Source organism: Xenorhabdus aichiensis, assembly GCF_028598775.1.
Lineage (GTDB): Bacteria > Pseudomonadota > Gammaproteobacteria > Enterobacterales > Enterobacteriaceae > Xenorhabdus > Xenorhabdus bovienii.
The window spans coordinates 1-20,296 of the sequence record NZ_JAQRFO010000047.1; the positions used below are offsets into that span (position 1 = coordinate 1).

General features: G+C 48.5%; 17 protein-coding genes and 5 pseudogenes. 17 read left to right on the forward strand and 5 right to left on the reverse strand.

Annotated elements, in window-relative coordinates:
- The 5 genes and pseudogenes from PSI22_RS17040 to PSI22_RS17060 all read left to right on the forward strand — a co-directional run.
- Positions 1–181: pseudogene (locus PSI22_RS17040) on the forward strand (DUF2515 family protein); the annotation flags it as partial.
- The gene (locus tag PSI22_RS17045; RefSeq protein WP_012989068.1) at positions 178–792 is read left to right on the forward strand and encodes a hypothetical protein; all 615 of its coding nucleotides are present in this window, start codon (positions 178–180) and stop codon (positions 790–792) included. The pseudogene PSI22_RS17040 and the gene PSI22_RS17045, both read left to right, overlap by 4 nt.
- 87 nt (positions 793–879) lie before the next feature.
- The gene (locus PSI22_RS17050; protein WP_273580777.1) at positions 880–1,485 is read left to right on the forward strand and encodes a hypothetical protein; all 606 of its coding nucleotides are present in this window, start codon (positions 880–882) and stop codon (positions 1,483–1,485) included.
- Positions 1,486–1,572: 87 nt separating this feature from the next.
- On the forward strand, positions 1,573–2,196 hold the full coding sequence (locus tag PSI22_RS17055; protein WP_273580778.1) for a hypothetical protein: 624 nt from the start codon (positions 1,573–1,575) through the stop codon (positions 2,194–2,196).
- Positions 2,197–2,273: 77 nt separating this feature from the next.
- Positions 2,274–2,912, forward strand: coding sequence for a hypothetical protein (locus tag PSI22_RS17060; RefSeq protein WP_273580779.1), 639 nt, complete (start codon positions 2,274–2,276; stop codon positions 2,910–2,912).
- 442 nt (positions 2,913–3,354) lie between these two features.
- Here the strand turns inward: PSI22_RS17060 and PSI22_RS17065 are convergent, their stop codons facing one another.
- The gene (locus tag PSI22_RS17065; RefSeq protein ID WP_273580808.1) at positions 3,355–4,404 is read right to left on the reverse strand and encodes a DUF927 domain-containing protein; all 1,050 of its coding nucleotides are present in this window, start codon (positions 4,402–4,404) and stop codon (positions 3,355–3,357) included.
- On the opposite strand from PSI22_RS17065, the pseudogene PSI22_RS17070 reads away from it, so the two are divergent.
- Positions 4,372–4,590, forward strand: a pseudogene (locus PSI22_RS17070) (type II toxin-antitoxin system HicB family antitoxin); the annotation flags it as partial. The gene PSI22_RS17065 and the pseudogene PSI22_RS17070 overlap by 33 nt on opposite strands.
- A 34-nt stretch (positions 4,591–4,624) precedes the next feature.
- On the opposite strand, the pseudogene PSI22_RS21415 reads toward PSI22_RS17070, so the two are convergent.
- Both PSI22_RS21415 and PSI22_RS17085 read right to left on the reverse strand, forming a co-directional pair.
- Positions 4,625–5,159 (reverse strand): annotated as a pseudogene (locus PSI22_RS21415) (hypothetical protein); the annotation flags it as partial.
- Positions 5,147–5,404 (reverse strand): annotated as a pseudogene (locus PSI22_RS17085) (phage major capsid protein); the annotation flags it as partial. The pseudogenes PSI22_RS21415 and PSI22_RS17085, both read right to left, overlap by 13 nt.
- Positions 5,405–6,041: 637 nt before the next feature.
- Between PSI22_RS17085 and PSI22_RS17090 the strand changes: the two are divergent.
- Positions 6,042–7,250, forward strand: coding sequence for an MFS transporter (locus PSI22_RS17090; RefSeq protein WP_273580782.1), 1,209 nt, complete (start codon positions 6,042–6,044; stop codon positions 7,248–7,250).
- Between the two features lie 155 nt (positions 7,251–7,405).
- Here PSI22_RS17090 and PSI22_RS17095 read toward each other — a convergent pair whose 3' ends face one another.
- Positions 7,406–8,074, reverse strand: a complete 669-nt coding sequence (locus tag PSI22_RS17095; protein WP_273580783.1) for an ArsR/SmtB family transcription factor — start codon at positions 8,072–8,074, stop codon at positions 7,406–7,408.
- Positions 8,075–8,318: 244 nt separating this feature from the next.
- Between PSI22_RS17095 and PSI22_RS17100 the strand changes: the two genes are divergently transcribed.
- The 9 genes and pseudogenes from PSI22_RS17100 to PSI22_RS17140 all read left to right on the forward strand — a co-directional run.
- Positions 8,319–10,016 carry a WD40 repeat domain-containing protein gene (locus PSI22_RS17100; protein ID WP_273580784.1) on the forward strand — a complete coding sequence of 566 codons (1,698 nt, stop codon included), beginning with the start codon at positions 8,319–8,321 and terminating at the stop codon, positions 10,014–10,016.
- Complete coding sequence (locus PSI22_RS17105; RefSeq protein ID WP_273580785.1) at positions 10,013–10,708, forward strand: class I SAM-dependent methyltransferase; 696 nt, start codon at positions 10,013–10,015, stop codon at positions 10,706–10,708. The genes PSI22_RS17100 and PSI22_RS17105 overlap by 4 nt, the downstream gene beginning before the upstream one ends.
- Before the next feature lie 15 nt (positions 10,709–10,723).
- Positions 10,724–11,707 carry a formylglycine-generating enzyme family protein gene (locus PSI22_RS17110; protein ID WP_273580786.1) on the forward strand — a complete coding sequence of 328 codons (984 nt, stop codon included), beginning with the start codon at positions 10,724–10,726 and terminating at the stop codon, positions 11,705–11,707.
- Between the two features lie 91 nt (positions 11,708–11,798).
- Positions 11,799–12,851 carry a methyltransferase gene (locus tag PSI22_RS17115; RefSeq protein ID WP_273580787.1) on the forward strand — a complete coding sequence of 351 codons (1,053 nt, stop codon included), beginning with the start codon at positions 11,799–11,801 and terminating at the stop codon, positions 12,849–12,851.
- 2 nt (positions 12,852–12,853) lie between these two features.
- The gene (locus tag PSI22_RS17120) at positions 12,854–13,717 is read left to right on the forward strand and encodes a VOC family protein (RefSeq protein WP_273580788.1); all 864 of its coding nucleotides are present in this window, start codon (positions 12,854–12,856) and stop codon (positions 13,715–13,717) included.
- A gap of 37 nt (positions 13,718–13,754) precedes the next feature.
- Positions 13,755–15,158, forward strand: coding sequence for an MFS transporter (locus PSI22_RS17125; protein ID WP_273580789.1), 1,404 nt, complete (start codon positions 13,755–13,757; stop codon positions 15,156–15,158).
- Between the two features lie 46 nt (positions 15,159–15,204).
- Positions 15,205–15,717 carry a DUF2165 family protein gene (locus PSI22_RS17130; protein WP_273580790.1) on the forward strand — a complete coding sequence of 171 codons (513 nt, stop codon included), beginning with the start codon at positions 15,205–15,207 and terminating at the stop codon, positions 15,715–15,717.
- The gene (locus tag PSI22_RS17135) at positions 15,714–17,069 is read left to right on the forward strand and encodes a DUF6687 family protein (RefSeq protein WP_273580791.1); all 1,356 of its coding nucleotides are present in this window, start codon (positions 15,714–15,716) and stop codon (positions 17,067–17,069) included. The genes PSI22_RS17130 and PSI22_RS17135 overlap by 4 nt, the downstream gene beginning before the upstream one ends.
- A gap of 145 nt (positions 17,070–17,214) precedes the next feature.
- Positions 17,215–17,406, forward strand: a pseudogene (locus PSI22_RS17140) (beta-ketoacyl-ACP synthase); the annotation flags it as partial.
- A 94-nt stretch (positions 17,407–17,500) separates the two neighbouring features.
- On the opposite strand, the gene PSI22_RS17145 reads toward PSI22_RS17140, so the two are convergent.
- Positions 17,501–18,463: an HNH endonuclease gene (locus PSI22_RS17145; RefSeq protein ID WP_273580792.1), complete on the reverse strand. Its 963-nt coding sequence runs from the start codon at positions 18,461–18,463 to the stop codon at positions 17,501–17,503.
- A gap of 662 nt (positions 18,464–19,125) precedes the next feature.
- Between PSI22_RS17145 and PSI22_RS17150 the strand changes: the two genes are divergently transcribed.
- The gene (locus tag PSI22_RS17150) at positions 19,126–20,277 is read left to right on the forward strand and encodes an MFS transporter (protein ID WP_273580793.1); all 1,152 of its coding nucleotides are present in this window, start codon (positions 19,126–19,128) and stop codon (positions 20,275–20,277) included.
- Positions 20,278–20,296: the final 19 nt, after the last annotated feature.

The window sequence follows — 20,296 nt, forward strand, 5'->3', positions numbered from 1 at the left end:
TGATGATGGCCGTACTATCGAATTTAGTGATGAGGCGCTGGCCGATCTCTCCGATATAAAACAACGTATGCCTTTCGTGTACAAGGCAGCAGAACGGTTTGATGAGATGCTGCATGATAGCAACCGAAGTTTACTCGAAGAATCTCTACAAAATATTGCGGCAGGGCGAGGTGTAGAATGAGTTTATTACAACAAATAAGTCGGCAGCGCGGTGGTTTAATCTTCATATTATTAATCGTTTTCGGCCTGGCTAGCGCTTATCTTTACCATTCTTTTTATTCCGATAAACCCGAGATAGCGCTGGTGATCGGTGAACCTTACGAGGATATGCGGCAGCGCTCCAGTGCCGATATTGATCCGCATCTTCCGGGTAAAATTTGGCATAATATTCCCAAAACAGATGCCCGTTTACGCTTTATCGATCCAAAATATGGATTTGTTACCCCTCCAGCCCGATTTTTTACTGTTCTATATGCGAATGACATTATCACGAGTGTGCGCATGTCTCCACAAATCGAGCCATTACCCTACGATGATGCAATCAAGATGGTCTTAGATTTACAAGATCAGTGGCGTAAAACGGGTTGGGTGATGGCTAAAGGGTATAAACCCTTAGTAAATACACCAGAACTGCATGAAAATCTTCGTCGTATGAAAGGTGGTGCAGGAACGACCTATTGGCAAGCTGCTGATCAGTATCAGATTATGCTGAGTTTAGCATTTTTCAAGGACGACAAGCATCCCAATGACGAACGCTATTTGATCACAATGGTAATTTATAAACCGTGGTAAGCAGGGGATAGCACAAACCAAAGTGGGTGTGAGAATGTTATCTTTCACACCCACTATTCAGGATATTGCTTCAGGACGAGGTATAAAATGAGTCTTTTACAACGCATAGGTCGGCGACGTTCTGGATTAATCTTCGCATTATTAATCGTTCTTGGTCTGGCTAGCGTTTATCTTTACCATTCCTTTTCCGATAAACCAGAGATAGCGCTGGTGATTGGTGAACCCTACGAGGCAATGTGGCAGCGATCCAGTGCCGATATTGCTCCACACCTTCCAGGCCACGCTTGGTATAACACCCCAAAAACAGATGCACGTTTACGCTTTATCGATCCCAAATATGGATTTGTTACGCCACCTGCCCGATTTTTTACTGTTATGTTTGATGATGGAATAATCGATGGTGTACGTATGTCTCCACAAATAGAGCCTTTACTTTACGATCATGCGATTAGGGTTGTGTTAGATTTACAAGATCAGTGGCGCAAAGGGGGCTGGGAACTTACTAAAGGATACCATCTCTTGGTTAATACACCAGAACTGCATAACAGCCTTCGTAAAATGAAAGGGACTGGAATGACTTTTTGGCAAGCAGGTGACAAGTATCAAATCATGCTGAATATGGCACGTTTCAAAGATGATCGACATCCTGATGAAGAGCGATATCTGATCACACTGGCGATTGCTACGCCGTGAGTAAATCAATAACGCAAGCTCAACGGTGTATGAGAATATTATCTTCTCACACCTCTTTCAGGCTATTGCTTAAGGACGAGATATAAAATGGGTTTGTTACAACGAATAGGCCAACGACGCAGTGGTTTAGCCTTCGCTTTATTAATTGTTCTAAGTCTGACAGGCGTCTATCTCTACCATGCCTTTAATTCCCGTGAACCCGCCGAGATAGCCTTGGTGATTGGCGAACCTTATGAGGCTATGCGGCAGCGCTCCAGTGCTAAAATTAGCCCACCATATGATAATAGCATCGGGTTCAGAATCCCAAAAACGGATGCACGCTTACGCTTTACCGATCCGAAATACGGATTTATTACCCCCCCTGCACGATTTTTTACTGTTTCCTATAATAAAGGAATCATCGAGAACGTGCGTATGTCCCCACAAATCGGACCACTACTCTATGACGATGCGATCAAGGTTGTGCTAGATTTACAAGATCAGTGGCGTAAAACGGGGTGGGTGCTGACTAGGGAATACCAACCTTTAGTAAATACACCAGAATTGCATGATAGCCTTCGCCGTATGAAAGGCACTGGAATGACCTTTTGGCAAGCAGGCGATCTATATCAGGCTATGCTGAATATGGCGCGTTTCAAAGATGATCCGCATCCTAGCGAAGAACGATATTTGATTACATTGCAGATTGCCGAGCCGTGGGTAAAGCCATAACGTAATCTCAGGTAGGTGTGAGAATATTAGCTTCTCACACCCACAATTCAGGATATTACTTCAGGATGAGATATAAAATGAGTCTGTTACAACAAATAGGCCAACGACGGAGTGGTTTAACCTTAACTTTATTAATTGTTCTAAGTCTGACAGGCGTCTATCTTTACCATTCCTTTAATTCCCGTGAACCCGCCGAGATAGCCTTGGTGATTGGCGAACCTTACGAGGCGATGCGGCAACGCTCCAGTGCTAAAATTAGCCCACCATATGATAATAGCATCGGGTTCAGAATCCCAAAAACGGATGCACGCTTACGCTTTACCGATCCGAAATATGGGTTTATTACCCCACCTGCCAAATTTTTCACTGTTTCCTACAATAGAGGAATCATCGAGACCGTACGAATGTCTCCACAAATCGAGCCGTTACTCTATGACGATGCGATCAAAATTGTGCTGGATTTACAAGATCAGTGGCGCAAAGCAGGATGGGTATTGACCCGAGCTAGCGAATTTCCAGCCTTGGCGAATACCCCCGAATGGCATGACACTCTGAGTAATATGAAAGGCCCTGGAAAAACCTACTGGCAAGCTGAGGATCGGTACCAGGTCAAGCTGAATTTGGGGCGTTTCAAAGATGACAAACATCCTGACGAAGAACGATATTTAATCACGTTAGCGATTGCCAAACCGTGGGTAAAGAATTATTCAGACTGACACTGACGCGCTTCGCTTGTCTTCTCCGTATTACCGGGCTAATACATTAACCCGGTAATACAGAGATCTGAAAAACATAACGGTTACTATCGATTAACTTTATATAACTACACCAATTTTCACGGGATAACGGGGTAAATGACATATTTATTATATTTTTCAAATAGTTGACCTATCCCACATTATCCCAGTTTATCCCGTAATATAACACCATCATTTTAAATTACTTTAACTTCAATATATTATAACCTACCAGAGATAAGTTTTTTTCGGGATAACCTCTGCTGCCACAATACCATTTTTTATAATCACGACATATTACGGGATGGAGCGGGATAATACGGGATAAATATAATATTCATAACTAACTGATATATTTTAAAATAAATCTTTCTTATCCCAATATCCCGTTATCCCAACGTTTTTTAACTTTACGCGATTGCTAATCTTCATCCTTGAAAACCAGTACTACAAAACACCCCTGAGTGCCATTCACTGAAATAGTTTTACTGATAAAGCGGTCTTTCTCCGCTTTAACCAACATTCCGGCCTCTTCTAACGCTTCAAAGCCGGATTTCTTCTGTAATCCCTGCAATATCTCCGCTTCAAATACACTGGGAATAATGTGATATTCTGCCTGTCCGTCATTACGGCGGTTATGCACCAGATACCCGGCAAGATCGCTGATTCTCATGGCGTGTGAGGTATCAATATCGCCGTTCGGTCTGCCGTAGGTGTAAGGCTGGAAGCGTGAAAGCCCGTACTTCTGGATAAAGTCACGAGTTCGGGTGATAACCTGATATTTTTCCCGGTTTCCAATGCCAAAATCGGCTAACCAGTCCTCGAAACTTTGTTTTATCGCAGTATGACATGATTCTTTACTCCAGCCGGTGATATGGGTTGCCAGCTCTCCGGCGGCATCCAGTAACGCGAAACGAACAGCAACGCGCTTGACTTGGGCTAAGGCTTCTTCTGGCAGGCCATCAAGCCACTCTTTTTCTTTATGGGCGGTCACTTCGATTGCCTGCTCCTGATACTCAGACAACCACCGAATCCATTCACGCCCTGCTGTACCACAATAGCGTTTAGATTCCCGTTTAATGGTTCTTGCATGAGAATCACCATCTTCATGACCATTGAAAAACTCAGTATCAATAAAGGGCACACTGAGCAACCTGACGAGTTGCCCGGCTTTTGGCGTGATCCCGCCTTTGATCAGGAACGTTTCTAAATCTTCTTCACCTGTTGAAAGGGCAGCAATTTTCCAGCGGATCACAGCGCGGTTCCCGCCTTCCCGTTTTCCCTGAATCTTACCGACACCGTTGAACAGGCTGTAGGCACTGTTTGCGACTTCCTTCGGATTCGAACTTTGTCCTATTTCATCAATGGGCATGAAACCATCATTACGGGCAGCGGCTTCATTATTTAAACCGTGGTTAGTACCGTGCCACGATAATTTAAGTTCTTCGGGATTCCTCGCTTGTCTGAGGATGGCGGAGTTATTGCACTCATTGAATTAGATCCCGCGAAATATGAATCAAAGGCAGTCAAATTCAACTTGACCATGCCCGGCAATTTATTAACCGCGATAGATCGCTACATTGAGGAAAACGGTCACTATAAAAACCGTTCTGCTTTTCTCGCTGAGTTAGCCAGAAAAGAAATTGCTCATCCTTAATATATTAGGGCAGGAAACTGCCCTAACTCCAAAATTAGCCAATCACAGGCGAATACTTCTGTTTTAGTCCATCCGATTTATCAGCCGTGTTCCTTATTGCGCTGGCGTTCTCCGGTGTGCCTGTGTTGTGATGGGTATGCGCGGCGGTCAGCTCGGCCAGTTCCTTAACCACATCCAGCGTCTCTAACATCAATGCCATGACGTTGATTTGCTAGCTGCCCAACCAAACCACAGGCGCAATAATCTCTTGCTTGGCTCCGGCGATGCTCTGCTTAAGCAGGCCAATTTTCTCTATCAGCTTTTGGCCGACTTCAATATTCGCTTCTTTCCCCACACTGGCAAGAAATGTTCAATGAGGCCAGACTGTAGTCACCGTCTGTCATCTGCTGAATAGCGCCTGCCAATAGCGTAGACGTTCCCAACACCGTCGCTTTATCCGTGGCCTGTACCGTGGTTTCCCGTGCAACGAGAGTGCGCGTCTCCGTGTCTGCCCGTACTTCGCGATGCATGGACGATTCATTAATGGTCTGGTCAGTCTGCCTAATCCAACTGCCCTCTTGGGGTAAGCGTAAATGGGGAACAGCTTGATGCTGACTTCTTCCATCTTCGGGGTTGCTGTCTTACTGCGTGCCTTACCTTCTTCCCCATGTGCCACTGCCGCGCCACCGACCGAAACCAACTGCTTATATTCGTTGCTGCGAGTGGTTTTGATAGTACAGATTTGACACATCACCGACTCATCCGCCAGTTGCTGCATGATCTGCTTATTCAGCTCAGGGATAACGGTATAGCCGCCCTCTGAGGAAACGCCCGTAAAGCCAGCAATGATTATCTCTCTGTCGGCGAAAGAACCTGTTTCCTTGACATATAGTTTTTTATAGTGATTATTAGTTAATTTACTAGAGCACGAAATGTACGTCGCTTAAGGGTACACTCAGGCGCCATAGATAGAATGTGACGGCATCGTATTAATGAAATAACATCATTGACTTCGATGTGTCAGGGGGTAGGCTCTTGGTGTTGGTAGGGCCCGTAGATGAAATCGGATAGAAGTCCTCTTGCTGAGTATTCTCAAAGATCATTGTTTATCTCTACTGCAGAAAAGAAACATTCTGGTTTGCTTGGCCATGAATCTTGTTTTTCATGGGCAGAAATATACCCGCATTTTTAGCTGCGAGCTATCTGGGACAGGCATTGGTAGGGTTGGTTATGTGTGCACTGGTGAGATGATTCGACTGATGTGCCTCATCTATATAATAGAGCGTTTTTGTAAGAGGCGATGATTGAGCGTTATGCTCATCTACATGCAAGTGGGGTTATTACAAATGCTGTAACTACCTCATTTGCTTGCTCAATTAAATGCACCATTCAGTCGCCGGTAAACCATCCCAAAAGTTTGCATCCCGTTCAGCGGGATACTCATCAGCGTCGAATTATAAACTGGAGAAACCATGGCTAATCCCTACCGCGAACTTCTCACAACCCCCGGCGTCATGGGGTTAGTGATCGCGAGTTCCATTGTCCGCCTGCCACAGGCAATGATCGGCATCGGCATCATTACCATGTTGGTGCAACAGACGGGTCTTTATTGGCTGGCTGGCTCAATCGCCGGCACATTTGCCCTGACGAATGCGCTTATCGGCCCGCAGGTATCGAAACTCGTTGATCAGCGGGGCCAGAGTCGAGTTCTGCCCTTTATGACCGCCTTCAGCCTTGGTATGCTGCTGGCGTTGATAATTGCTGTCTATATGAGTGCTCCGACTCTACTGCTTTTTATTCTTGCGGCATTGGTGGGCACGATGCCAAGCATGCCCGCTATGATAAGAGCGCGCTGGACGCAGCTTTTCCGTGGCAAGCCGCAATTACACACGGCCTTTTCCCTGGACACTGTTCTAACTGAACTCGCTTTTATAATCGGCCCACCACTCGCCATTGGCCTGAGCACCAGTTTTTTCGCCGAAGCCGGACCTCTTGTTGCCGTGTTGCTGCTAGCCATCGGCGTGACAGTATTTCTTCTGCAGCGGGAGACCGAACCGAAGGTCGTCGTAGGTATCAGGAGGAACGCAAGCTCGACCTTACTTATCCCCGGCGTTCGTACCATCGTTCTGGCGCTCCTGGCGATGGGTGTGATTGGCGGATCAATCGATGTGGCTGTGGTTGCCTTCGCCAACGCACAAGGCTGGCTAGCGTCTGCCAGTTTCATCCTGGCAGCCTATGCGCTCGGCTCAATGATCGCGGGCCTGACGTTCGGCGCATTAAGGATTTCCTTACCGATTGAAAAGCAGTTCTTCATTGGGGTACTGGTAACTTCAGTCACCGCTGTATTGCCTATTTTCTCACCGGATGTCTACATCCTTTCTGGGATGCTCTTTATGGCAGGAGTGTCATTTGCACCAACGATGATCGTCGTCATGAATCTTGGTACGATCATTGTTCCACCGTCCAGGATCACCGAAGGACTCACGTGGATGACGACTGGCATCAGCATCGGCGTAGCGCTCGGTAGCGTACTTGCGGGCATGGTCATCGACATCTATGGCGCGCGGGCAGGGTTCGGTGTAGCCATTGCCGCGGGGTTGGTCATGGTGGTTATCGTGCTTTTGGGGCTGCGTACACTTCGTGCCACGTCAGCGGTTTGCGCCGAGCCGACCTTCCAGTAATCACCCCGAACCAGGTCGCCCGCGCTAGTAGCGGGCAGCGCTTTTCGATCGTAAGCGTCCGGCAAACCCGATATTTACGCTGAATTAAAGGATTACCCTCATCATCAGTACAGCGATAGCGAGCATGGTGCCGTGAATCCTTCACTGGAGCTTCTTCAACCTATTGGAGAAACCTCCACACGCAAACCTGCTGCTCGCCATCCTGGGAATCCATCCCCAAGGCGTAGGGCTTTGAATCCTTTGGATCGCAGTAATGAGACCGCCTGAATAGAGAGCACGCAATATCGCCCACCGCAATAAGCGAGGATATCCTGATTGCGAGGCAGTTCTTCAAGATGGTGTACGAGCGCTTCTGTTGGAATGTTGATGGCTCCCGGAATGTGTCCTGCGGCGTAATCCTCTTCCGAGCGCACGTCCAGTAGTAGTACTCCTTCCTCCTGCCTGCGGAGCAGTTCTTCAATAGAGACACCTTCTAAGTGCTCTGGATGATGAATGCTGTCGGAGACGACACGCTGAATCTCAGTTTGCTGATAAGCAAGATAGTCTCGTAACGCGGCCAGTATATTCGCAACTGGGCCGTCACCAATCCGATACAGGACATGCTTGCCTTCGCGACGGGTTTGGACGAATCCTGCACGTCGCAATTGCTGCAAATGTTGTGAAGTATTGGTGATGGAGAGACCGGATATCTCCGCCAAATGCTCTACCGAGCTTTCGTGCCGAAAGATTGCCTCAACCAAGGTCAATCGATGTGAGTGTCCAAGTGTCTTGGCGAAATCCGCCATTTCGCTAAGAGCATGAGAGGTACGATTAATCGTCTTCATAAAGTAAAAGCTTCAAATATCAACATTTGCGACATAGATAACATAATTAGTCTACTTATGCCATTGATCCATTTATTGCTGGAATGATAGATTCATAAACTGACCACAGGCTGAGTAAGAGAAGCGGGATTCGGATTAGGCATGTGCGACAAACCGGAGTGTTCCTCAATAGTACGAATCATCGCTATTGGCGCACGAAGATCGGCAAACACCATCACACCATAAACCTCTGCGAGGAACTCCAATGATCACTCATCATGCACCGATCAGCGGGATTGCCGCGTACCGCGATCAGTACGTCTTAACCGCTGGCTACGATAACCAGATCATTCTGTGGGATGCTAAGACCCAACGTCCGCTCGCCCGTGCGATGCATGATCACCTCGCGAATCAGGGCGTGTTCTCACCCGATGGTGCTTACGCCGTTACGTCATCATCAGATTATAGTGCTCGGCTCTGGACTGTACCCGACCTGCGGTTGGTCGCCGTGTTCGCCGATCATGAGGACGATGTAGAAATGAGCGTATTTCATCCGGATAAGCCACTGGTCGCAACCGCTTCACGCGACCATCACGTCCGGGTGTACGATTTCAGTGGCAAGCTGCTGCACACATTCAAAGGCCATTCCGCTGACGTAATCTCGGTTGAATGGATGCATAATGCCGACGAACTTGTCTCATCAAGCGACGATGGTACGATCAAGCGTTGGTCACTTGAGAAAAACTGCCTCGTCGCTGACATCGATCTCGGTGGCATCGAGACCGACACTATCGCTATCGCAGCAGACGGGCGTATCTTCGCTGGCAACGACGAAGGAGAAATAATTTCAATCGGTACTGACGGCTCGCAGGTGACGTTCAGAGCGCATGATGCGGGTGTTAAACGTCTCGTGCTCGACCACAACAGGGGCCTTCTAGTGTCACTGTCATACGACCGCACAATGCGGCTGTGGAAAGTGGGGCCATTTGGACAGTTGGAAGAGCTCTTGAGCGCGTCACTGCCGCCTGAGGTATGGCCGCGTTCATGCTCCTTCGAAGGTGACGATCACATTGTGTTCGCGACTTTCCAAGCAAGCTATCGTCTGTACAACTGGAAGACCGATGAGTGGGATTTGGCTGAGCTAGCGCCGACACACGTCGTCAATGCAGCCGCGTCAGTCGACGGCCAACAATGGACGATTGGTGATGCAGGCATCGTGTGGATCGACCAGCGTGAGCACGTACGCACGGGCAGTCTGTGTAACTTTCTCACGCCCGTAGGTGACGTGATCCTGACAGGGGGGCAGCTCGGCAAAGTGTTTGATGCGCGTACTGGTCACGAATTGTACCAGCATCGCTCCCCACTAAACTGCAGTGTGTCATTCAAGCGCAATGGCATCGATCATGCGGTGATCGGTGCGTACACGGGCGAAGGTATTGTGCTGCGTATCGATGGTTCTCAGGTAACGCACGTCGCTGACCTGCCACTGCATGATAACGCCGTTAAGGGCGTCGCTATCTCTGGTGATCTGCTTTTTTCCATTGCGGCAGACGCATCAGCGGCTTGGTATCGCGTGTCGACACTTGAGCAGGTGTACACGCTTAAGCGCGCACACGAGAAGATCGCGAATGGCTGTATAGGCCTCGGTGATGGCTATTTTGCGTCGGTGAGCCGCGATCTGAAATTGCGGATATGGTCACCAAATCACCGGGCGGATGTCATCGCGACTCCCCACACACACTCGCTCAAATGTGTTGCTGCGGGAGTTAACGGTCGCTATATCGCGACTGGCAGCTATAACGGCCGTGTTGCTATTTACGACCGTATCGATAATCTCTGGGTGATCAATGTGTGGGTGACGACTGCGGGTGTGTCGTCCCTCAGCTACGATCCGATCACACATGTGTTTCTTGCGAGTTCATATGACGGCAATGTCTATCACATCCCGCTGGAGCACATATGAGCAGTGACACCAAACCACATTACATTGATGCTCAGCGGACAATCGTTCCTGTTGACGTTCCAAGCACGGCACCACGTGATTATGAAGAGGTGTTACGCTCGGATTTTGTGTCGAGTTATAACAAAGGGCGCGACGTCTGGACCGAAGAGGCCGCAATGCAGCAGGCAAGTGCGATCTTGCACACTCATCTCGGTCGCTCTTCCGATGTTCTGGACGCTGGCGCAGGTCGTGGACGTGATACTGGGTTCTTACTCGCACAAGGTCATCGGGTCACTGCGGTTGATCTGGTCGAACTTCCCGAGTGGGCACAACTAGTACGGAACTGGGGCAACCAAGTGCAATTCCGTATAACGTCAGTGACTGAGCTCGACGGTGAGAACCTTTTTGATGGTGTGCTCGACAATGGCTGCCTACATCATCAACATCCAGACGCATACGTTGTGTATCTCAGGCGCATCCACGAGCTTTTACGCCCAGCCGGGCTCTTCACAATATCAGTGTTTGAGTCGAAAGAGCCGGGTCGGCTGTACGCAAATAAAATGCGACGGCTTTATCGCGAGTTCACAGATTCTGAGCTTACCGAGCTGTTGCGTGTTACGCATTTCACTGTTGTCAGTGTGCACCGAGTACCGCGCCCAACAGCCGGACTGAACTATTTGGTTCTGACGGTTAGAAAATCTTGTTCTTACTGAGGCGAGGCCATACCCATGAAACCTATGCTCGCCGACAACCCTAACCATCTCAGTGACCGTGAAGCGATGGCGCTGCCCGAAAATCTATTTGTTGCGCGCATGCCCACGACGGTGTTTTCAATGCATCTCGATCTACTGCAACTTGAGCCGGCAGAGTGGATCGCAATCGCGCAGAATCCGTCCACACCATTCGAACGCCGTTACGCAGCGGGTACATTGCTCAGCTTTTCGGGCGATCCACGTATCCGTCCGCTTGATCCAGAAATGTGTGACGTACCCGGCGCAAGCGTTTGGCTCGGCACTGCACCGGAGCAGGTTCCACAGGTCGTTGCCGAATGGCAGCGTGTCGGCGTAATCGAGGAATGGATAGCTAAGGAATGCCCATGCTACAACGTGGAAATCAAGTCATTCCGGATTATGCGTTATCCAGTCACAAATCTCGAATATCGGCTCTTTCTTGAGCAGACGAGAGCGCCATGGTTTCCGACATCTTGGTTCTTCGGTGTCTATCCAGTCGAACGGGCAAATCATCCCGTCTGGTCTGTCCCTCCGGAAGCAGCAGAAGCGTATGCAGATTGGCTGAGCGAGGCTACAGGTCGGCGTTTTCGGTTGCCTAGAGAAGCAGAATGGGAATACGCAGCTTCTGGAGGCACTGGTTCCGAGTATCCGTGGGGTAACGAGTTCGATCCTTACGCAGCCAACACAGTCGAAGCCGGGCCTTTGTCGACAACGCCTGTCGGTATCTTTCCTCTTGGTCGTAGCACGTTTGGGATCGACGATCTCGCCGGCAATGTCGAGGAATATGTCGCCGACGATTACTCTCCCTACCCTGGCGGCGATGTCATTAACGATGACCTCGCAAGCATTCAGGGTAGCTATCGGATCGCACGTGGTGGCAGCTTCACGCGCTTTGGTGATCTGGCACGCTGTGCACGTCGTCACGGCCACTACCAGCGTGACATCTACGCGATGGGTTTTCGACTCGTGGAGTCGCTTTGAGCATAGTCAGAATTGTGATTCGACCGCGTTCTGACTGTGGTGTGAAATGTACCGGTTTCCCAAAAACCATATTATTTAACGAGGGACTTCAATGAGCGAGCTAACCACTGAGACAATCTATGAGTCGACAAACGATAAAGTTGCACTGACTTCAGTCGTCGACTTGGTTAAATTGTCCGATCAATACCGGCAATCGGCAGTCCTGCACTATGCCGTTGCCGAAAAGCTATTTGATTTGACGCAGGAAAGCTGCACGTCAGCCAAGGTTGCCAAAAATTTCGACATGGTCGAAGGTAAGGTGTTAATCCTGTTAAACGCGCTTGTTGCTCTCGGGCTTCTAAAAAAGGATGACAACGAGTTTTTAAACACTGAGTTGACTACGCGATACTTGACCAGTACTAGTTCCGATTACATAGGCGCGATTGTTGAGCATCAGCATCTTCAGTGGGACAACTGGCCCCGGCTTGGAGAAATTCTGCGCAGCGAAAAGCCACTCGATTTCCAACAGGAAAACCGTTTCATGCGCGATGAGCGCGCTCGCGACGCGTTTAATGACGCGATGGTACGTCTGAGCCAGCCCATGCGTGACGTCGTGAGCGGCCTTAGTGTCTTCGCGAACGCGAATACGTCGATCGACCTTGCCGGTGGACACGGCACTTACCTCGCGGAGGCGTTACACCGTCATCCACAGCTAACAGGCCAGATATGGGATCTACCAACGACCCGCGACGCAGCGCAGAAAACGATTGAAGCATACGGCCTCAGCGGGCGGCTCGAGTTTTGTGAGAAAAACCTGCTTGACTCTCTCAACTTTGGGAGAGCCGCCGCCGACGTCGTTATGTTGAATGATTGCCTTCACTACTTTAATGAAACAGAGGCGCTTGCGGTGATCCGTCACGCATCCTGTCTTGTGAAGCCAGGTGGTGCACTCTTGCTCCTCACAATGACAATGGATGAAAATCGTGTCACGCCTGCGCTATCTGCTGACTTCTCGCTCCACATGATGGTTAACACCAATCACGGCGAGCTACATCCGACGCAGTGGATAGCTCGCGCTGTACATGGAAATGGCTTGTCTATCAGCGAGCACTCAATTGGCCGCTACACACTTCTCATCGGTCAACGCCCTGCTAGTGAGGTATAACTATGCTTGTCTTCGAACTGATCAATCTTGATATTAATCCCACAGACGCGGAACAGGTCACTCAGGCGTTATCCGAACAATGCACAGCGGCCGGCTACCGATTGAATATGGCAGAGGCAGACAATACAACGCCGGATGGGATATTTGTGCTTTCGCGTGGTGCGCCGACTGCGATAAACAGCAAGCGACTGGCTGAAGTTGGGCGGATTGCTGTCGCGCAAGTCTGTATCGATCCGGAAAATACCGACGGTGAAGCATCTGCGATATGGCACGAAAATCCTCAGGGCGTGTTCTGCTATCCTCTCGCGCTTGAGATGAAATCTGTGGGTACGTCAGCTGATGTCGTACGTGACTGGCTTGCAGGTTTCGCTACGTTTACCGCCTGCATCAAGATGTGGCGACGCTTACGCGACAAACCTGAAGATGGCCGGCCGCGCGAGCTACGTGTGAACCATATCAACATCCTCGCCCAAGATCTCGACAAATCTGTCGATTTCTACCATCGGATCTTAGGCGCTTCCTATTGCTACAACCTAGGCCCAAAGAAGGTTGTGATGGAGCTAAACGGCTTCGATTTCTTTATCGAACAAACAGATACTGTTACCTACCCACCCGGCTACCATTTTGGCGTACGCACAGACCCTGAAGGTGTCAAGTCGATCGCAGCAATAGTAGGGGCTGACGGCAGTATCAAAATTGTAAAGGGCAACGGCCCAACTCCTGGCTATCATTCGGGGCCGGATCGTGTGCGTACAGCTTTCTACTTTGAAGATCCGGACGGTCTTGTAATCGAGATCTATTCTCCGGAAATTGAAATGCTTGAGAGTAACCCGCATCTCATCTCACAGCATTTTTCGCAGGCCTGATGACCATTATTCAACCTATCAACAGACGAGGTAGTCCATGAGTTCTAACAATGCCCCCTCTTGGGGGGAACTGCTTTCCGGACGCAACGGCTTGCTTTCAATCGCGCTTGCAGGGGGAGTCGCGCTACATGCGATCAATATCTACATCGCGACGACAATCCTACCGTCCGTTGTACGAGACATTGGTGGGCTTGAGTACTATGCATGGAACACCACGCTGTTCATGGTTGCGTCGATTATTGGCGCACCATTGTCCAAAAACGTGCTAAGCCGTTTCGGACCGCGTGCTGCTTATCTTGTCGCTCTCATCGTGTTTTGTGTGGGAACGCTCGTGTGCGCAAGTGCGAAGGACATGTTGTGGATGCTTGTTGGACGATTTGTGCAGGGCTTCGGCGGTGGCATCCTGTTTGCACTCAGCTACGCACTCATCCGTATCGTATTCGATGGGCGGTTGTGGCCCCGCGCGATGGCGATGGTATCCGGTATGTGGGGTATCGCAACGCTCTGCGGCCCTGCAATCGGCGGTATCTTTGCGCACTCAGACACTTGGCGTCTTGCATTTATCGCTCTTTTGCCTGTTGCCGCCGTGCTTGCAGTGATCGTACTCGTCCAGTTGCCAGCCTATGAAAAATCTAGTGCACAGACGGAGCGGGCCGCAATTGGCAAGATTCTGCTGCTCGGTGTATCGGTACTCATCATATCGGTCGCCAGCCTGCCGAAGGATATTTTTGCAAACATCGGTGGTGTCGTAGCTGGCCTCGCGATCTTCGCGTTGATTGCACGCTTTGATCGTGAGTCGAAAATTAAACTGCTGCCGACCGGCGCTTACGATATACGCGCGTCTCTTGGTGCAATTTATGCGTGCATGAGCCTGCTTGTAATCGGTATGACGAGCGAGATATTCGTGCCATATTTCCTGCAAACCATTCACGGCTATCAGCCGTTAATCGCTGGCTATGCGACTGCACTGATGGCAGCGGGTTGGACGGTTGGCTCGCTATTCAGCTCCGGGCGCAGCGCACATACTGCGCAGGCGCTTGTGCGGCGTGGCCCAATTCTCGTTGTGATTGCGCTCATCGTGCTCGCCATCATCATGCCATCGCAGCACCTGCTCGGCCCGGTTTCTAGCCTTACGTTGATGTGCGTGGCGCTCGCAGCGGTTGGGGCCGGTATTGGTGCCGCCTGGCCGCATCTGCTCACACAGGTGTTTACAAACGCGCCTGCTGGCCAGGAAGATCTTGCGTCGACGTCGATCACGACCGTGCAACTGTATGCGACAGCCATTGGTTCTGCATTTGCAGGCATCGTAGCGAATCTTGCCGGATTCTCTGACCCAGGCGGTTTGGCTGGTGCTCAGAGTGCCGCTATGTGGCTGTTCGTAGTCTTTGCAATTGCTCCGGTGCTCGCTACGTTTGTCGTACGCCGTGTACGCCTCACATAAACGCGCCGAACGTCTGCCCACAAGGACCAATTAATGAGGACTCATCATGGACCCGGTAACCGGAATCGCTCTATTTAAGGCTCTGCATGCGTTCGGGATCGCCGGATGGGCGACAATAGGCATGATCAATAATGTGCAGTCATTCACAGTGACGACGGGCACAGTAGGTCGCATGATGAGCATGACGCTGCTCAAACAGGAACCGCCCGTGAACACTCCGTTGCTGCGTCGTGCAACAACATCACGGGTGATGCATAGCGCTGCGCTTGCCGTCATTGTGGTATTGCAGGCACTTACCGCTATCGCCATGTGGATCGGCGGCTATTTGCTACTGACGACGGCTGCATCACACCCGGACACGCTATTATGGCTCAACGTGGGTATTACCTGCTTTACTACGTGCGCATTCGTGCTGTTACTGGGTGGATTGTGGTATGGCTACTGGATACGCCAAGAAGGCCTGCAACTTACACACATCGCTATCGTCATCTGGTCGATAGCCGCATTTTTGCTGTTCCATCTCAGTATGACATCCGAGTTGATAGGAGACATTCGATGATAAATTCCCTTCCTCTTCACGACGGTGATTGCTTCGTGCAGGTTAATGATGACGTTGCTGCTAGGCTCGATGGGTTTGAACTGCGGCTTCTCGCAAGCCGCGTTGTCGCGATCCGTGACAATCAATTCTTCGATCTACAAAACCTGATTGCGGGGGGAGGAGCCATTACACGAAACGGCAATCCGTACGACCTACGACGCCAAAATCTCGCAGTGCTGTATTACGATCTCAGCCGTCATGGCGAACTTGAATTGCGTGAGTCTGATGCTGACAGTGCTCGCCTTGCCGTACTCACGCCGAAAGTTACCGTTGCGGCCTCGTCATCACCTATCCAAGCAGTACGGTTATCGCCCAGCGATCGCCTCGCGTTCCTGCCGTTCGAAGAAACGCGCAACGTGCCGAATATAGCAGCCGACGCGATCCATAATATGGCTACACAACTTACACTGTCGCACTGGCCAGCGAACCGGACTCCCGCACGCTACAAAGCGAATCTGTCGACTGAGAGCGTACTGCGCTTTGTGCCTGACATGTCAGAGTATCCTGATGTGCGGCATGTGACGACCGACCACTTTGATCTAGACGGGCTCGCATCTGTCTACGCACTGATCGCGCCTGAGCACGCGCAGAGTCATGGACAACTTCTCGTCGACGTTGCACGGTTCGGTGATTTCGCGTGTGGCCATAGCACGAAGGCGCGCCGACTCGCATTCGCGCTGAATACGATCACTGAGCAAGCATTGCACGCCGCGGGAACGGTACCAAACGAAAGTGCGCGCATTACGGCACTTTTCCGCACGCTGCTACCGGCATTGCGTGACTTGCTGGATGCTTCTGTGATCCGCGATGCGCTTTGGCGTGACGCCGAGCAGCATCACATGGAAACGGAAGCGCTACTCGACAGTCCGAACGTGACGGTTGAGCAGTATCCTGAGATTGATCTTGCGGTATTCCGCCTACCTACTTCTAATGTGCCATATGTGCGCGTACCGCAACGTTACTTCGGACTTTCGTCTATTGCCTTCCACAACCGCACGCCATTATCGACGATTGCGCTCGTCACGCAGGACGACGTCGTCGTTCACCAGCGCTATGAAGGATGGGTGGAATTACATTCCGCTGCGCCACGGCCGCGTCGTGATCTATCGATTTTAGCGCGAGCGTTACAGTCAACCGAAACGACAGATTGCCGCTGGCACTACGACGGTGTGCAACACATTATGCCACGGCTTGGACGCGACGGCGCACCACTGAGTAGCTTGTCGATAGAGACGATCGTGTGCGAACTGAAACGCTTCCTCGCGATTGCACCGCCCGCTTGGTCGCCAAGTGTGTATGCTGCGCCAAAGTAGTGGGGGTTGACCTCGCTAAAAACGTTTTTCAGGTTTGTGTTTGGCTGGACGATGGTTTTGACTGGAACATATTTTTTTGTTCCAGTCAAAACCATTGAACAACAAGATATCAATACGCTGGAAACACGCCATGTTGAGGGACGACTGGTTGAGCCTTGAGATGATGAATGAAGGCTGGTTCGCGCCAACCATCAATCTCAATGAAATCGATCCCGCCTGTGGCGAATTGGATTACATTATGCACCAGCCTCGTGAGATCCAGACAGAATTTATCCAAAGCAATAACTTTGCCTTTGGTGGGATTAATACCTCGATTGTGTTCCGACGCTGGCCTTAATGTTTATTAATGGCTTTAGCTGCAGGCTAAAGCCATTAATATTCGCTATTAAAAAGGATAGATAATATAATTTTTCTAAGTATTTCTTATCCCTTTACTTTTTGAATATATGTGTTCTGTGGTATTTCAAGTGCTCTTTATTTGGAGGAGACATTGCAGGATTTCTAAGTTTTACTCCCTCAAATTTTTTGATTACATTACTTAAAACAGGATCAATATTAATAATCCGTGATGATATCATTTTATAATCATCATCGAATGTTATGTAGCCCAAATCAAATAGCTTGTCATGTAATACACATAGTGATATTCCATTAGTTGGATCTAATCTATATCGTTTATCTTTCGACCAAGGAATGATGTGAGAAGCAATTAATAAGGCCCTGATATTGATTCCACATAACGCACAGCAGTTCCGATAATTATCTTTGACCCGATTTGAAAATACACTTTGTTTTGCTCTTTTCTTAGCTATTCCCTTTTCATCTTCAACAAAAAAATTTCCCTTCTCTATAGCAAGTACAGCATCAGTTGCAGCGGCATTGTCATAAAAATTATCAGTATCCTCTTCGTTTTCATATCTATACAATCCATCAGAGTAATCAAGCACTCCAATAAAATCTTCTTTTGTGATTCGGTTCATCCCATACTGATTAAAAAAGTTCATCCAAGTACCTGGTTTTCGCTTTTTAATCTTCCACTCATAACCGTCTAAGTCTTCAGGATACAAGTAGTGTTGAAAAGGGTAAGGTTTAACGACTTCTGCTTGAACAGATTTCTCTTTATTTTCAGAGTTATCATTTTTATCGAATAAGTCCAACATAGTGCCAATTTTTCCAGCACCGAAAAAGTAAAATTTTTTTGTTAATGATGATTTTTTAGGTCTTCGATATATAAATAAATCTCCTTCTTTTAGATGATTAAATTTACTTCTATCCCATAAATATCTAACAAAATCGACATCTCCATGTTGAGACTCTGTTCCCTTTGTATCTAAAATAAAGTAACCCGTTTTCTCGTCCTCTAGCTCTTTTGAAAATAGCTCTCTGTAGTTCATCTTTATCTAATCACCTAAATAAATTATCAATATAGAATATTAAAATAAATCATCCATTAATAGAATATCACTACTATAACAATATTGATGGTATAGTCTTACCTAAATTCACATTACAAATGGATAATTTCACTTGATTTAAAAAATTTCGCGTAAGATTATTTTTTTACAGATAAATTTTTTAAATATAATTTGTTAATGTCACACCTATGATAATTATCATCATCACTGGATCATAATTCAAATTCAGTAGAAAACACTAGATTCTTTCTATGTAAACAGATAAACAAATTACTCTCAAACGAACGTTTTTCGCCCAAAATTCCCTTTTTATCCTCTTAAAAAACAATGATCCTAATCAGGACATAAATGACAGCAGAAATTTTATTAAAGATAACACCTTGGATGATAGTACAGAGCTTGCCCAAAACGACTTTGCCCTTTCATAAATCTTTTCATTCATGAGTATCAGTTTTTCTCATTGTATCTCTCTGGAGTAAAGGGCTATAGTCCGCAGCGCTCAAGGTTCTTGAGCGACTTACCTACTGCTTAAATCACCAAGATATATCCCAATCCCTGGCATATATCGTTACCGCCATTCGGCAAAATCTTGATGAGAAGCAGCGCATATCCAGCTGATTTTTTATGTGGAGACGACAGTAGTGAAACTGCTGCGCAACAATGACAGTGCATTTGTACCTGTCGCAGGCTTGACGGTATTTGCGATTGCTTCTGGTTATTTAATGAGCTTAATTCCTTTGTCGATGGCAAATTTCAACATCGATACGAATTATGCCAGCTGGTTGGCCAGTGCTTATTACGTGGGCTTATTAATAGGCTCAATTATGATTGAACCTGTTATTGCCAAAATAGGCCATCGCTTTTCATTTATTAGTTTTTTGCTGCTTTTAGCCGCGACGGTTATAGTCTTGCCTTTTTTTCCAAATAAAGAGAGCTGGCTGGTTATTCGCTTCGTAGCGGGGATCGCCGTTGCAGGAATCTTTGTCGTGGTAGAATCTTGGTTGTTGATGGGTGACAGCCCCAAAGAGAGAGCCAAGCGGCTGAGTTTTTACATGACTTCCCTATACGGTGGTACAACACTGGGTCAGCTGGCTATTGGCTTCATCGGGACTCAGGGGATAGTACCTTTCATGGTGGTGCTAGCTCTACTATTGTTAGCCACCCTGCCGCCATTACTTATACGTCAAGGGCAACCTCCCGCTCTCCAGCATCAGAGCTTATCGCTGAAAAAAATTGCCCAATTCAGCAAGCCAGCGATAGTCGGTTGTATCACGTCAGGGGTTGTCATGGGCACAATTTACGGCCTGATGCCTTTATCGTTAAGCCAAAGCCACTTCGATGGTGAACAGGTCGGCATATTAATGGCCGCGATTATTTTGGGCGGAATGGTGATTCAGCCCATTGTCAGTAAGCTGTCTGTCATAATGAACAAAACGCTGTTACTGGCAATGGTTTCACTACTCGGCGTGTTTGCGATGGGAATGACCTACCTTTCTGAAAATTATATTGTGATGATCGTGGCATTGGGGCTTCTGGGGATGTCCTCTTTTGCACTCTATCCGATCGCCATCACGCTTGCCTGCGATAAACTGGATTCATCCTGTATTGTGGCTGCAACTCAAGTGATGCTGTTAAGTTACAGTATCGGCTCCGCCATTGGCCCCCTGAGCGCAGGGAATTTTATGTTGCAACACAATGGATTAATGAATTTCTTTTTCATTGTCTTACTGGCCACTGCTATTTATATGCTACTGGCGAGCCTGCGCCGTAAAGACCATATCTTGGCAAACTAGTGGCTAAACCAAGGCATAA

Excerpts from the sequence above, each read along its gene's own strand:
- PSI22_RS17045 (WP_012989068.1), top strand. The coding sequence starts at position 178 with ATGAGTTTATTACAACAAATAAGTCGGCAGCGCGGTGGTTTAATCTTC.
- PSI22_RS17050 (WP_273580777.1), top strand. The coding sequence starts at position 880 with ATGAGTCTTTTACAACGCATAGGTCGGCGACGTTCTGGATTAATCTTC.
- PSI22_RS17055 (WP_273580778.1), top strand. The coding sequence starts at position 1,573 with ATGGGTTTGTTACAACGAATAGGCCAACGACGCAGTGGTTTAGCCTTC.
- PSI22_RS17060 (WP_273580779.1), top strand. The coding sequence starts at position 2,274 with ATGAGTCTGTTACAACAAATAGGCCAACGACGGAGTGGTTTAACCTTA.
- PSI22_RS17090 (WP_273580782.1), top strand. The coding sequence starts at position 6,042 with ATGGCTAATCCCTACCGCGAACTTCTCACAACCCCCGGCGTCATGGGG.
- PSI22_RS17095 (WP_273580783.1), bottom strand. The coding sequence starts at position 8,074 with ATGAAGACGATTAATCGTACCTCTCATGCTCTTAGCGAAATGGCGGAT.
- PSI22_RS17100 (WP_273580784.1), top strand. The coding sequence starts at position 8,319 with ATGATCACTCATCATGCACCGATCAGCGGGATTGCCGCGTACCGCGAT.
- PSI22_RS17105 (WP_273580785.1), top strand. The coding sequence starts at position 10,013 with ATGAGCAGTGACACCAAACCACATTACATTGATGCTCAGCGGACAATC.
- PSI22_RS17110 (WP_273580786.1), top strand. The coding sequence starts at position 10,724 with ATGAAACCTATGCTCGCCGACAACCCTAACCATCTCAGTGACCGTGAA.
- PSI22_RS17115 (WP_273580787.1), top strand. The coding sequence starts at position 11,799 with ATGAGCGAGCTAACCACTGAGACAATCTATGAGTCGACAAACGATAAA.
- PSI22_RS17120 (WP_273580788.1), top strand. The coding sequence starts at position 12,854 with ATGCTTGTCTTCGAACTGATCAATCTTGATATTAATCCCACAGACGCG.
- PSI22_RS17125 (WP_273580789.1), top strand. The coding sequence starts at position 13,755 with ATGAGTTCTAACAATGCCCCCTCTTGGGGGGAACTGCTTTCCGGACGC.
- PSI22_RS17130 (WP_273580790.1), top strand. The coding sequence starts at position 15,205 with ATGGACCCGGTAACCGGAATCGCTCTATTTAAGGCTCTGCATGCGTTC.
- PSI22_RS17135 (WP_273580791.1), top strand. The coding sequence starts at position 15,714 with ATGATAAATTCCCTTCCTCTTCACGACGGTGATTGCTTCGTGCAGGTT.
- PSI22_RS17145 (WP_273580792.1), bottom strand. The coding sequence starts at position 18,463 with ATGAACTACAGAGAGCTATTTTCAAAAGAGCTAGAGGACGAGAAAACG.